General features: G+C 56.5%; 11 protein-coding genes. 10 read left to right on the forward strand and 1 reads right to left on the reverse strand.

All coding sequences use genetic code 11. From position 1 onward, the window contains the following. Positions 1 to 69 precede the first annotated feature (69 nt). From pcrA to BLT01_RS15035, 10 genes are all read left to right on the forward strand, one after another. Entirely contained in the window at positions 70 to 2319 is a 2250-nt protein-coding gene (gene pcrA / locus BLT01_RS05570) for a DNA helicase PcrA (protein WP_092095547.1), read from the forward strand. A gap of 539 nt (positions 2320 to 2858) precedes the next feature. Further along, positions 2859 to 4862: an NAD-dependent DNA ligase LigA gene (gene ligA, locus BLT01_RS05575; RefSeq protein ID WP_092095550.1), complete on the forward strand. Its 2004-nt coding sequence runs from the start codon at positions 2859 to 2861 to the stop codon at positions 4860 to 4862. A 19-nt stretch (positions 4863 to 4881) separates the two neighbouring features. Continuing rightward, positions 4882 to 5973: a CamS family sex pheromone protein gene (locus BLT01_RS05580; RefSeq protein WP_092095552.1), complete on the forward strand. Its 1092-nt coding sequence runs from the start codon at positions 4882 to 4884 to the stop codon at positions 5971 to 5973. A 68-nt stretch (positions 5974 to 6041) separates the two neighbouring features. Beyond that, positions 6042 to 6332, forward strand: coding sequence for an Asp-tRNA(Asn)/Glu-tRNA(Gln) amidotransferase subunit GatC (gene gatC, locus BLT01_RS05585; protein WP_092095555.1), 291 nt, complete (start codon positions 6042 to 6044; stop codon positions 6330 to 6332). A 24-nt stretch (positions 6333 to 6356) separates the two neighbouring features. Continuing rightward, the gene (gene gatA / locus BLT01_RS05590; RefSeq protein ID WP_092095558.1) at positions 6357 to 7826 is read left to right on the forward strand and encodes an Asp-tRNA(Asn)/Glu-tRNA(Gln) amidotransferase subunit GatA; all 1470 of its coding nucleotides are present in this window, start codon (positions 6357 to 6359) and stop codon (positions 7824 to 7826) included. Beyond that, positions 7823 to 9253 carry an Asp-tRNA(Asn)/Glu-tRNA(Gln) amidotransferase subunit GatB gene (gene gatB / locus BLT01_RS05595; protein WP_092095561.1) on the forward strand — a complete coding sequence of 477 codons (1431 nt, stop codon included), beginning with the start codon at positions 7823 to 7825 and terminating at the stop codon, positions 9251 to 9253. Before gatA ends, gatB begins: the two co-directional genes overlap by 4 nt. A gap of 261 nt (positions 9254 to 9514) precedes the next feature. After that, positions 9515 to 10171, forward strand: a complete 657-nt coding sequence (locus BLT01_RS05600; protein WP_092095826.1) for a superoxide dismutase family protein — start codon at positions 9515 to 9517, stop codon at positions 10169 to 10171. A gap of 136 nt (positions 10172 to 10307) precedes the next feature. Continuing rightward, the gene (locus BLT01_RS05605) at positions 10308 to 10877 is read left to right on the forward strand and encodes a thioredoxin family protein (protein WP_092095564.1); all 570 of its coding nucleotides are present in this window, start codon (positions 10308 to 10310) and stop codon (positions 10875 to 10877) included. 148 nt (positions 10878 to 11025) lie between these two features. After that, positions 11026 to 11940, forward strand: a complete 915-nt coding sequence (locus tag BLT01_RS05610) for a diacylglycerol kinase (RefSeq protein WP_092095566.1) — start codon at positions 11026 to 11028, stop codon at positions 11938 to 11940. Further along, a complete protein-coding gene (locus BLT01_RS15035; RefSeq protein WP_143020582.1) occupies positions 11937 to 12209 on the forward strand; it encodes a hypothetical protein in 273 nt (90 codons plus the stop codon). The genes BLT01_RS05610 and BLT01_RS15035 overlap by 4 nt, the downstream gene beginning before the upstream one ends. Before the next feature lie 511 nt (positions 12210 to 12720). Here BLT01_RS15035 and BLT01_RS05615 read toward each other — a convergent pair. Next, positions 12721 to 13155, reverse strand: coding sequence for an NUDIX hydrolase (locus tag BLT01_RS05615; RefSeq protein WP_092095569.1), 435 nt, complete (start codon positions 13153 to 13155; stop codon positions 12721 to 12723). Positions 13156 to 13413 lie beyond the last annotated feature (258 nt).

A 13413-nucleotide genomic window follows, 5' to 3' on the forward strand; every position in this document is an offset into this window, starting at 1 on the left:
TTCTATAAAACCAGAGCAGACTGGAGCCGAACTCCGTCTGCTCGCACGCTTCATCAGAAAGGAGCCACCATGGAAACAATTTCAAACAACCTCCTCAATGGTATGAACCCCGAACAGGCGAAGGCGGTCCGCACGACAGAAGGACCGCTTCTCATCATGGCCGGGGCGGGGTCCGGCAAGACGCGGGTCCTGACCCACCGGATCGCCTACCTCATCGTCGAGAAACAGGTGTATCCTTCGAAAATTCTCGCGATCACATTCACGAATAAGGCCGCGCGCGAAATGCGCGAGCGGATCGACGGCCTCCTTGGGCCGGGGACAGGCGAGCGCATGTGGGTGTCGACATTCCACTCGATGTGCGTCCGCATCCTGCGCCGCGAAATCGACCGGATCGGCTACTCAAAGAATTTCTCCATTCTCGACGGATCCGACCAGCTGACTGTCATCAAGAACATCCTGAAAGAGCAGAACCTCGACCCGAAACAATACGAGCCCCGTTCGCTGCTCGGCACGATTTCGAACGCGAAAAACGAACTGATCGACGCAAAAACATTCCAGGAGCAGGCGAACCCGTTCAACCCGTTCGAGAAAACGGCGGGTGAAGTGTATGCCGCCTACGAAAAGCGCCTCAGGAAAAACCAGTCGCTCGACTTTGATGACCTGATCATGGTGACGATCAAGCTGTTCGAGCAGCTGCCGGAAGTGCTCGAGTTCTATCAGAATAAGTTCCAGTACATCCACGTGGACGAGTACCAGGATACGAACCACGCGCAGTACAAACTGGTCCGTATGCTTGCCGACAAGTTCAAGAACCTGTGTGTCGTCGGCGACTCCGACCAGTCGATCTACAAATGGCGGGGGGCCGACATCGGCAACATCCTGTCGTTCGAAAAGGACTATCCGGACGCCAGGGTGATCCTGCTCGAGCAGAACTACCGCTCGACCCAGCGGATCCTGAAGGCGGCCAACGACGTCATCAAGAACAACGCAAGCCGCTACGAGAAGAATCTCCGGACCGAAAACGCCGAAGGGGAGCACATCTACGTCTATAAGGCGTCCGATGAAAAGGACGAGTCCCAGTTCGTCGTCTCGAAGATTCTCGAGCTGCAGGAAAAGGAGAACCGCAAACTCTCCGACTTCGCCGTCCTTTACCGGACAAACGCCCAGTCCCGGATGATCGAGGAATACCTTGTGAAGTCGAACCTGGAATACACAATCGTTGGCGGCACGAAGTTCTACGACCGCAAGGAGATCAAGGACCTGCTTGCCTATCTCCGGCTGATCGCGAACAACGACGACGACCTGTCGCTCGCACGGATCATCAACGAACCAAAGCGCAGCATCGGGGCGACGACGTTCGATAGAATTGCGACGTACGCAATCCAGAACGACCTGTCGATCTTTGACGCGCTCAAGGAAGTCGACTTTATCCCGGGCCTCCAGCCGCGGGCCATCAACCAGGCGGCCGAGTTCCGCGACCTGATCATCGGATTCACTCAGATGCAGGAGTACCTGTCCGTCACCGAACTCGTCGAGGAAGTGCTCGAGAAGTCCGGCTACCGGGCGATGCTGCACAATGAAAAGACGATCGAGTCGGAAAGCCGCCTCGAAAACATCAACGAATTCCTGTCCGTCACGGAGTCGTTCGAGAAGCGGGCGGACGAGGACGAAGGCGACAAGTCGCTCGTCGCGTTCCTGACCGACCTCGCGCTGATCGCGGACATCGATTCGCTCGATAAAGAAGAAAACGCATCGAACGAACAGATCGTCCTCATGACAATGCACTCGGCGAAGGGCCTCGAGTTCCCGGTCGTCTTCATCATCGGGATGGAAGAAAACGTCTTCCCGCACTCCCGCTCGATCGGTGACGATGAGGAAATGGAAGAAGAGCGGCGGCTGGCTTATGTCGGGATCACCCGGGCGGAGGAGAAGCTTTTCCTCACGGCCGCGCAGTATCGCACGCTCTACGGACGGACAAGCTATAACAGCCCGTCCCGTTTCATCAGCGAAATCTCCCAGGACATCATCGAAACCGTCGGTGCCGGCGGCTCTCAGCCGGACTACAGCCGCACGCCGATTTCCGGCGGCTTTGGCGGCCGCCCCGCGGCACGCCCTGCCGTCCGGCGTCCGGCCGCCCGCAAAAACGGCGCATCCGTCGGCTGGAAAGCCGGCGATAAAGCCAAGCACAAAAAGTGGGGCGAAGGCATGGTCGTCAGCGTCCGCGGCGAAGGCGAAAACCAGGAACTCGACATCGCGTTCCCGGAACCGGTCGGCATCAAGCGCCTCCTCGCCAAATTCGCCCCGATCGAGAAGGCATAAGCGGGGCCTGGCTTCTCATACAGGGAGGGGTGTGGAATTGCCGCATGGCGTCCGGAATTGCTACATGGGGCGCGAATTTGCAACATGGCGTCCGGATTTGCAATATGTGACGCGGATTCGCAACGTGGCGTCCCGATTTGCCGTATGGGGTCCGGATTTGCCGTATGGGGTCCGGAATTGCCGCATGGCGTCCGGAATTGCCGCATGGCGTCCGGATTTGCCGCATGGCGTCCGGATTTGCAATATGTCGCCCGGAATTGCAACATGGCATCCCGATTTGCCGCATGACGCCCGGAATTGCCACATGGCGTCCGGATTTGCAACATGGCGCCCCGATTTGCCGCATGTCGCCCGGAATCGCAACATGGCGCCCCGATTTGCCGCATGTCGCCCGAATTTGCAATATGGGACCCGGAATTGCCGCATGGCATTCCGATTTTCCATGTTCCAGCCAGGGTTGCACCATGGCCACCCGCCCTTGCCCTCTAACTTTCAATATCATATTGGTTTCTTATATCGTCGTTCCGGAGGGATCCGTTATGGAAGATCAACTTCAACTTGAACAGCGTGTGAAGGAGCTGCACAAGCTCCTGAATGAATACGGCCATGCCTATTACGTCCTCGATAAGCCGCTCGTGCCCGACTCGGAGTACGATGCCCTGATGAAAGAGCTTACGGATCTGGAGGAACGCCACCCGGACCTGATTATGCCGGATTCCCCGACGCAGCGGGTCGGCGGGGAGGTGCTCCCCGGCTTCAGCAAAGTTGTTCATGACACGCCGATGCTGAGTCTCTCCAACGTCTTCAATGAAGAAGACATCCGCGAATTCGACCGGCGAGTACGGTCGGACGCGGGAGAGGTCACCTATGTCTGTGAGCTGAAAATCGACGGCCTGGCCATCTCGCTGAAATACGAGAACGGCCGGTTTAAGCAGGGCGCGACCCGCGGCGACGGAACGGTCGGGGAGGACATCTCTTCCAATCTCCGGACAATCCGTGCCATCCCGCTGAAGCTGACGGAAGACGTCACGATCGAAGCGCGCGGGGAAGCGTATATGCCGAAAAAAAGCTTCATGAAGCTGAATGAACACCGTGAAGAAGAAGGACTGGATGTTTTCGCGAACCCCCGCAACGCGGCAGCCGGTTCTCTCCGCCAGCTTGATCCCAAAATCGCCGCCCAGCGCAATTTGTCCGTCTTTATGTACGGCATCGGGGGGGAAGGGGCGGCCTACGGGCTCGATGCCCATTCCGACGCGCTTGATTATCTGGACCGGCTCGGCTTCCGGACAAACCCGGAACGCCGGCGCTGCAAGGACATCGATGAAGTCATCGCCTATATCGAATCGTGGCAGGACCGCCGGCAGGACCTTTCCTATGAGATTGACGGCATCGTCATCAAGGTGGACAGTTTTTCCCGCCAGGATGACCTCGGCTTCACGGCCAAGAGCCCGCGGTGGGCGACCGCCTACAAGTTCCCCGCGGAAGAAGTCGTGACCGAACTGCTCGATATCGAGCTGACCGTCGGCCGGACGGGTGCCGTCACGCCGACGGCGATCCTGGAGCCGGTGCGTGTCGCGGGGACGACCGTTGCGCGGGCATCTCTCCACAACGGGGACCTGATCCGCGAAAAGGACATCCGGATCGGCGACCGGGTCGTCGTCCGGAAAGCCGGGGACATCATTCCGGAAATCGTCATGTCGCTTGCCGACCAGCGCAAAGGCGATGAGGAAGAATACAAGATGCCGACGGAATGCCCGGCTTGCGGAAGCGAACTTGTCCATCTCGAAGACGAAGTCGCGCTCCGCTGTGTGAACCCGCAGTGCCCGGCGCAGCTCCAGGAGTCGGTGATTCATTTTGTCTCGCGCAACGCCATGAACATCGAAGGCCTCGGCGAAAAAGTCGTCGCCCAGTTGTTCAATGAAGGCCTGATCAAAGATGCAGCGGACCTGTACAGCCTGACCGAAGCCCGGCTGATGGAACTTGAGCGGATGGGCGAGAAGTCTGCATCGAATCTTGTGAATGCCATTACCCGCTCAAAGGAAAACTCGCTCGAGAAACTGCTGTTCGGCCTCGGCATCCGGCATGTCGGACAGAAGGCCGCACAGATTCTTGCCCAGGAATTCGGCACGCTCGATGCGCTAAAAGAAGCGACGGAAGAACAGCTGACCGCGATCCATGAGATCGGTGAGAAAGTGGCGGACTCCGTCGTGACGTATTTCGACAATGAAGACGTCCAGAAAGTGCTCGGCAAGCTCACCGCAGCCGGAGTCAACACCGTCTACAACGGACCGCGCAAGCAGGATATCCCGGGAGACGGGCTGCTCGCGGGCAAGACCGTTGTCCTCACCGGAAAGCTCGAACAGTTTTCCCGGAGCGAGGCGAAGGCGGCGCTTGAGTCCCTCGGGGCGAAAGTGACCGGAAGCGTCAGCAAAAAGACCGACCTTGTCGTGGCGGGAGAAGATGCCGGCTCGAAGCTCCAGAAGGCGGAAGAGCTCGGCATCGAAGTTTGGGACGAAGCCGCACTTAACGAAGCTATCCAGTGACCAAAGGGGATTTGCACCATTGAAGATCAAGACAATCACCGCGGCCGCCCTCGCCGCGCTGCTGCTTTCGGGCTGTTTGCCGAAAAGCGAAGAGCCGGAGGAGGCCAAGGACAAAGCAAAAGAGGAACAGGAGACGCGGGTCATCATTCCGACCCATCAGCTTGAAGAAGAATACTACCGGATGCTCCTGCCCTATAAGAAAAGCGCCTCATACGGCCTAGTCGTCAGCATGCTGAACTCGCAGTACAACATCGCAGAAGTCGAGGGCGGTCTCATGCGCCTCTCGCAGCAGCACTTCCCGACGGATGAGTACTATTACCAGGAAGGCCAGCATCTCGACCAGGAAACGATCCTTTCCTGGCTCGGAGGCAAAGACAAAGAAAACAACCCCGAGGGGCTGAACCCGGCGGGACAGGATGCGCCCCGCTACATCGCTCATATTCTTGAACAGAACTACCTGAAGCGCACATCGGAGGACAAGATCCGCCTGGAAGGCGTCTCGGTCGGGGTCGCGCTGAATACGGTGAACACCATCACCGGAGACAAGCTGCCGGCTGCGCAGGTCGAGGAAAACGGCAAAAAAGCGGCCGCGGCAATTGTCAAGCGGATGCGGGGCATGGAAGGCCTGAAGGAAGTGCCGATCGTCGTCGGCCTGTTCAGGCAAAGCCCGAAAACCGAAATCGTTCCGGGGAACTACTTTGCCGTCGGAGTCGCGGAAAAAGGCAAGGATGTGCTGTCCGGCTGGGATCCCATCAATGAGGAGTATGTCCTGTTCCCGACCAGCTCCAGCAAGGACCGTTACCGGGACGTCGACACCAGCTTCCGGAACTTCAAGCAGGATGTCGAGAAGTACTTTTCATCCTTCGTGAACGTGATCGGCACCGGTTATTACAAGGACGGGGAGATTTACTCGCTGGATATCGATGTCCCGATCGAATTCTACGGCAATGCGGAGATTATCGGATTCTCCCAATACCTGACCGGGCTGCTTGTGGACCATTTCCCGGACATCCAGATCGAGGTGAGCATCACTTCCACGAAAGGGCCGGAAGCGCTCATCGTGAAAAAGCGCGGGGAAGCCGAACCGTACACCCACATTTATCACAACTGATTCAGGCTTTCGTGATATGATAGCGGAGGCAGACATACAGGACATTTGCACGATTGGAGGAGACACAAGTGGCAGCGATCACAAAGGATCAGGTGAAGCACGTCGCGAATCTTGCACGGCTCGCCATCACCGAAGAAGAAGCGGAATACTACACCGGCAAACTCGCGACGATCATCGAGTTTGCCGAGCAGCTGAACGAAGTGGACACGGCGGGTGTCGAACCGACGACACACCCGGTACCGCTCGTGAATGTGTTCCGGGAAGACAAGCCGGTCAAAGGGCTTGACCGCGACCTGATGCTGAAAAATGTACCCGAGCATGAAGATGGCATGGTCAAAGTGCCGTCCATCCTGGGCTGACGGACAGAGGAGGAAACCAGAAAGATGACGCTATTCAATCATTCCGCGAAAGAGCTCCAGCAGCTTCTACATAGCAAGGAAGTGTCCGTCGCCGAACTGACGGACGAGGCGTTCCGCCGCATCGGCAAGGTCGACGGCGACGTCAAGGCTTTCCTGGCGCTTAACGAAGAGCAGGCGAAGGCGCGCGCGGCTGAGCTCGACAACACGCCGGCGGACCAGCGCGGCCCGCTCCACGGACTGCCGGTCGGCGTAAAAGACAACATCGTGACCGAAGGCCTCGAGACAACATGCGCGAGCCGCATGCTCGGCGGCTTTGACCCGATCTACCACGCGACGGCCGCGAAAAAACTGGACGACGCCGGCCTCATCACAGTCGGGAAAGTGAACATGGACGAGTTCGCAATGGGCGGCTCGACCGAGAACTCATACTACAAAAAAACGGCGAACCCGTGGAACCTTGACTATGTCCCGGGCGGCTCGTCCGGCGGTTCCGCAGCTGCGGTCGCGGCAGGCGAAGTGCCGTTCACGCTTGGCTCCGACACGGGCGGCTCGATCCGCCAGCCGGCGGCATACTGCGGCGTCGTCGGCATGAAGCCGACTTACGGCCGCGTCTCGCGCTACGGCCTCGTGGCATTTGCTTCGTCACTTGACCAGATCGGCCCGATCACGCGCACGGTCGAGGATAACGCGTTCCTCATGTCCGCGATTTCCGGCCATGACCCGTACGACGCAACGTCGTTTGACATTGACGTGCCGGACTTTGCATCGGCACTGACAGGCGACATCAAGGGACTCAAGATCGGCATCGCGTCCGAATACCTCGGCGAAGGCGTCGGGGAAGCATCCCGCAATGCGGTCAAAGACGCCATCAAAGTACTCGAGTCGCTCGGGGCGGAAGTGGAGGAAGTATCGCTTCCGCACACGAAGTACGCGCTTCCTGCCTACTACCTGCTCAGTTCTTCCGAAGCGTCCTCGAACCTGGCCCGCTTTGACGGCATCCGATACGGCTACCGCGCGGAAGGCATCGGGAACCTGGAAGACCTCTACAAAAAGACACGCTCCGAAGGCTTCGGGGACGAAGTCAAGACCCGGATCATGCTCGGCACATTCGCCCTCAGCTCCGGTTTCTATGACGCCTATTACAAAAAGGCGCAGAAGGTCCGCACGCTCGTGCGCGACGACTTCACGAACGCATTCGAGAAGTACGATGTCGTCATCGGCCCGACTTCGCCGACAGCTGCGTTCAAGATCGGCGAACAGATTGACGACCCGCTCACGATGTACGCAAACGACATCCTGACGATTCCGGTCAACCTTGCCGGCGTGCCTGCAATCTCGGTCCCTTGCGGATTTGATAACGGCCTGCCGCTCGGCCTCCAGATCATCGGCCGCCACTTTGACGAATCGACCGTCTACCGTGTCGCCCACGCGTTCGAGCAGGCGACCGATTTCCACAAGAAGATGCCGGAAATTCGGGAGGGACTGGAACAATGAACTTTGAAACCGTCATCGGACTTGAAGTCCACGTTGAACTGAAAACTGACTCGAAAATCTTCTCTCCTGCCCCGAACCATTTCGGCGCGGGACCGAATATGAATACACATGTGATCGACCTCGGCTACCCGGGCGTTCTTCCGGTGATCAACAAGCGCGCCGTTGAGTTTGGCATGAAGGCCGCGATGGCACTGAACTGCCAGATCAACCAGGAGACGAAGTTCGACCGGAAAAACTACTTTTATCCGGACAACCCGAAAGCCTACCAGATCTCCCAGTTCGACAAGCCGATCGGCGAGCACGGCTGGATCGAGATCGAAGTCGAAGGCAAGAAAAAGCGCATCGGCATCACCCGCCTTCACCTCGAAGAAGATGCAGGCAAGCTGAATCACACCGATAAAGGCTATTCCCTCGTCGACTACAACCGTCAGGGAACGCCGCTGATCGAGATCGTGTCCGAGCCGGACATCCGCACGCCGGAAGAGGCGTACGCGTATCTTGAAAAGCTCAAGTCGATCATCCAGTACACGGGCGTTTCCGACGTGAAGATGGAAGAAGGCTCGCTCCGCTGCGACGCCAACATCTCGCTGCGCCCGTATGGCCAGGAAGAGTTCGGCACGAAAGCCGAGCTGAAGAACCTGAACTCCTTCAACTTTGTTCGAAGGGGACTCGAGCACGAACAAAAGCGCCAGGCGGAAGTGCTGCTTGCGGGAGGCATCATCGAGCAGGAGACCCGCCGCTTCGACGAGTCGACCGGCAAGACGATCCTGATGCGTGTCAAGGAAGGCTCCGATGACTACCGGTACTTCCCGGAACCGGATCTCACCGACCTGTCCATCGATGACGAATGGATGGAGCGTGTCCGTGCGGAAATCCCGGAACTCCCGGATGCCCGGAAAGAGCGCTATGTGAACGAGCTCGGCCTCCCGTCGTACGACGCCATGGTCCTGACGCTCACAAAAGACATGTCGGACTTCTTCGATGCGACGGTCCAGGCCGGAGCGGATGCGAAGCTTGCGTCGAACTGGCTCATGGGCGAAGTGTCCGCCTACATGAACACGAACCAGAAAGAGCTTTCCGACACCGGCCTCACGCCGAATAATCTCGCCGGCATGATCAAGCTGATCGAGGAAGGCACGATCTCCTCGAAGATCGCGAAAAAAGTGTTCAAGGAACTCGCCGACAACGGCGGCGATCCGGAAAAGATCGTCAAGGAGAAGGGGCTCGTCCAGATTTCCGACGAAGGTGAACTTCTGAAAGTCGTCACCGAAGTGCTGGACAACAACCAGCAGTCGATCGACGACTTCAAGGAAGGGAAAGACCGCGCCATCGGCTTCCTTGTCGGCCAGGTCATGAAAGCGACAAAAGGGCAGGCCAACCCGCCGCTCGTCAACAAACTCATCAACCAGGAAATCCGCAAACGCTGATTCCGCAGACCGTCCTCCGGGGCGGTCTTTTTCTGTAGCGAGAATGCGCTAACTCGCGACTGAACATTGAGCACAGTGGAGCCTTCCTATCCGGAACGGCCCTTCCTCATAGGGGCTCTTGGCCAAAAGAAGTGAAATCTTGGCCGTCAATCCACCCAATATCCTGAATCCGCAAGATGAAAAGGAGAGGGAATGCTCAGTTTACTTTTGCTCTGGACGTGAATAGTAGAGTTAGATTCATTGGAGGGGAGAGATGTGAAGATGAGCAAATGGAAATGGCTCGCGGCAATCGGCTTTCTGATGGCTCTTCTTGCGGGTTGCGGAAACCAGAATGCGGATCAGGAAGCGGAAAACGGTGAAACGCAAGACCAGGCGGACGAAGAAGCCACAGACACGGGTGAGGATGCCGGAGGTGCCGGCACCGATGAGGAGGCCGACACCGAAGAAGGCACGGTCCAGGACGGCCAGGAAGTCACCGTACAGCTTAAAGATGTGGAAGGCGCCGAGGTCGGAACCGCAGTCCTCACTGCAAATGAAGACGGCGGCGTCCATGTGGATATGAAGGTGAGCAATCTGCCGGAAGGCACCCATGCATTCCATATCCATGAAAAAGCCGCCTGTGAAGCACCGGACTTTGAGTCGGCCGGCGGGCATTATAATCCGGGAGACAAGGACCACGGCACGAAAAGCGAGAATGGGCCGCATGCCGGCGACTTCGAAAACATTGAAGTCGGTAAGGACGGCACCGCCCATGCCGAGTTTGATACGGACCAGGTATCGCTTGATGAAAATGCGGACAACACCCTGTTTACCGCCGAAGGCACGTCGCTTGTGATCCATGGCGGCGAAGACGACTACGAGTCACAGCCTGCGGGAGACGCGGGTCCGCGCATTGCGTGCGGTACCATTGAGAAATAAGGCAACTGGTGAACTGCAGCTTATCCGGGCTGCAGTTTTTCGGTTTTCGGCAAAGGACTGTGGGGAGGAGCACCGCTCTTCTTCCATTTGCCTAACGGTTTTCATTTTCGTACAATTTGGATAGGAGGGGATACCGATCAAAACAGAAGAGCAGTATTACCAAGAGGGGATTGCGCTCGCCGACTACATGGAAGGCATGGCGACCCATAAAGAGAACAGCCGGAAAGTGTACGATGGCTTTAAACTGCCCCAGGATGATGAGTTTATTGCGCTTCTCAGGGAAAAGCAACCGCATATCCTTGTCATCACCGAGGACTGGTGCGGGGATGCGATGATGAACAATCCGATTCTCCTGCACATCGTCGAGGCGGCCGGTGTCGGGGCGCGCGTCGCCTACCGGGATGCGGATACCGAACTGATCGACCGCTGGCTGACGAACGGCGGGCGATCGATTCCGGTTTATCTTCTCCTGAACCAGTCCGGGGATGTCCTTGAAAAGTGGGGACCGCGCTCTCCGGAATTGCAGGAGTATGTGATGGAACAGAAAGAAGCACTCCCGCCGAAGGAGGCGCCTGACTTTGAAGAAAAGCAAAAGGCGCTGTTCAAGAAACTTTACGGGGAGTATACATCCAACTTGGACTACTGGCTCTGGACGTATGAGGATATCCGAAAGACGTTTATGGCCGCTCTCCAAAAACAGAATTAAACGCCAAGCTTGATTGTTTGCAACGCCAGGCATATGATGAAGAAAAGGGGAGTCGGCTGCAGCCGGCTTCTTTTTGGTGGATACCGCAACATCCGGCGGCACCCGCCGTCATATCTTATACAAGTACTCAAGAAGCGAGAGGACAACCATGACGAAACGTGCACGCATTATTTATAATCCGACATCCGGCCGCGAAATCTTCCGGAAGCATCTTCCTGAAGTGCTTGTCAGGATGGAAGAGGCCGGCTATGAGACGTCCTGCCACGCAACGACTTGCGAAGGTGACGCGACAGAGGCCGCCAAGACCGCTGTCGAGCGCGGATTTGATATCATCATCGCCGTCGGAGGCGACGGAACCCTGAACGAAGTCGTCGCAGGGGTAAGCGGCTATGAAAACCGGCCGAAGATCGGGCTGATCCCGATGGGCACGACCAACGACTTTGCCCGCGCCGTACACATCCCGCGCGATATCGACGCAGCAGTGGACATCATCCTCGCAGGTGACACGATCCCGGTCGATGTCGGGATCGTGAATGATCGCCACTTCATCAACATTGCCGGCGGCGGCAAAATCACCGAGCTCACCTACGAGGTGCCGAGCAAGCTGAAGACCGTCCTCGGACAGCTCGCCTATTATCTGAAGGGAATCGAGATGCTCCCTTCCATCCGGGCGTCGCGCGTCCGAATCGAGTATGACGGAGAGGTGTTTGATGATGAGGCGATGCTGTTCCTCGTCGGCCTGACCAACTCGGTCGGCGGCTTCGAAAAATTAGCCCCCGAAGCCAGTATCAACGACGGGAAGTTCAGCATGTTCATCCTGAAAAAGTGCAATCTGTATGAATTCATCCGCGTCGTCAGCCTGGCGCTCCGCGGCGAGCATCTCAGCGACCCGCTTGTCATCCATGCAAAACCGTCGAAAATCCAAGTCACCTCCGATGAAAAGGTGCAGTTGAACCTCGACGGCGAATTCGGCGGCCTGCTGCCGGCCAAATTCGAAAACCTCCACCGTCACATTGAAATGTTTGTTCCGATCGATCAGATCAAGGAGCAGGATCGAGTGTGATGGATCAGCCTCCGCTTCGGCGGGGGCTTTTTGCTCATGCGAGAGTGATGAATGGTGCGCTGAGTGTGACGATTCGGCTCCCAAGAATGACGATTCAGCCTCTGAAAGTGACGAATCAAAATAAAATTTATAAAAAACCATCTTTGTATTTTGCCGCTGTTGTAAGGGGCAGAATTGAAATATGGAACACTTTCCGCAATCCGGCAAATCAGGAATCATATTTCAGGGGATTATTATGCGGATGGGGGCAGAACACGACAGGAGATTGAGTCGCTGGCAGATTATATACGGATTCGCAATAAACCTTATTTACCATTTCCTTTGCTCGAGATTATAGGAATCGCAGTCACGGATATTCATTGGAAGCCCGTATGCGAAAAGTGCTGGAGGAAGTTGAAGAGGATCACGGAGCGGCGATGGAAATGTCAATGCCAGTGGGAAACAGTCGATCCATACACGCGAACTTTGGAAAGATGGTTCCTGCTGAGGAGTCCTTCGGTCACCAATGAGCAAGTAAGAGAATTGTTTGGGATTTCGCAAACAGCTGCCGCTAATCTGCTCAGCAAATATCCGTTACAGAAGGTCGGCCAAGGATAGGCGACACGGTACATATGGGATTACAACGGGCGGTTGAAGCGGATAAAAAAGTGAAAGTGATGATTGGTAGGACGAGAATGACGAATTCGGCCACGAGAGTGACGATTCAGCTCCCGAGAGTGACGATGCGACCTCGCCCATACGCAAAAAAGATCCGGCACATGGCCGGATCTTTTCGTTTCATTATAGCGCATCCAACGCCATGTCCTGTTTTTTCGCGAGTCCATGGATATCGCAGACCGGCATCCAGCGGATTTGCAGCGTGAGTCCCTGGTCTTTGCCGTCTCCGGTGACGGTGTGTTCCCATTGTTCAGGACCGTCTCCGCGGTATTCCAAATGGAAGATTGTGCGTTCGTACCTCCGGTCACGGTGACGGGGGAAATACGTATTCTTCGCGAGCTTGCCGATCAGGACCAGGTCATCTTTCTGAATGCCTGTCTCTTCTTCTATTTCACGATAAAGTGCATCCATCAAGAGTTCGCCGCGGTCGATCGTTCCGCCCGGCACCTGCACACCCGATTCGGGATGATCCTTCATCGTGTAAACGAGCAACTGCTGGTCCGGCCCGTCTCCGCGAGTAATATAAGCCAATACTTTCTTCCTGAGTTCAACCATCATAACGGCCGGCACCTCCCTGTAAAGTGATTTATTCATTATACCTAATTCTTGGAACTTTCGCAACAATTCTTGCCATAACTCTGTCACTTGCCCATAACCAATTTGTCATTTCGTTATCAGAAATCCGCCTTATTCTAAGCGTTAAAATGCATGCCTCCGAGGGTATACTTATCTAAGGAAGAGAGGGATGCCTCATGTACAAAAATCAGGAACGGTGGTTAATGTGGCTCGCTTTCATCGTGGCGGCCATCATGCTGT

The organism is Bhargavaea beijingensis, assembly GCF_900101985.1.
Taxonomy (GTDB): Bacteria; Bacillota; Bacilli; order Bacillales_A; family Planococcaceae; genus Bhargavaea; species Bhargavaea beijingensis.

Bases quoted from the DNA above. Each gene is read 5' to 3' on its own strand.
- pcrA (WP_092095547.1), top strand. From the start codon at position 70: ATGGAAACAATTTCAAACAACCTCCTCAATGGTATGAACCCCGAACAG.
- ligA (WP_092095550.1), top strand. From the start codon at position 2,859: ATGGAAGATCAACTTCAACTTGAACAGCGTGTGAAGGAGCTGCACAAG.
- gatA (WP_092095558.1), top strand. From the start codon at position 6,357: ATGACGCTATTCAATCATTCCGCGAAAGAGCTCCAGCAGCTTCTACAT.
- gatB (WP_092095561.1), top strand. From the start codon at position 7,823: ATGAACTTTGAAACCGTCATCGGACTTGAAGTCCACGTTGAACTGAAA.
- BLT01_RS05600 (WP_092095826.1), top strand. From the start codon at position 9,515: ATGAGCAAATGGAAATGGCTCGCGGCAATCGGCTTTCTGATGGCTCTT.
- BLT01_RS05610 (WP_092095566.1), top strand. From the start codon at position 11,026: ATGACGAAACGTGCACGCATTATTTATAATCCGACATCCGGCCGCGAA.
- BLT01_RS05615 (WP_092095569.1), bottom strand. From the start codon at position 13,155: ATGATGGTTGAACTCAGGAAGAAAGTATTGGCTTATATTACTCGCGGA.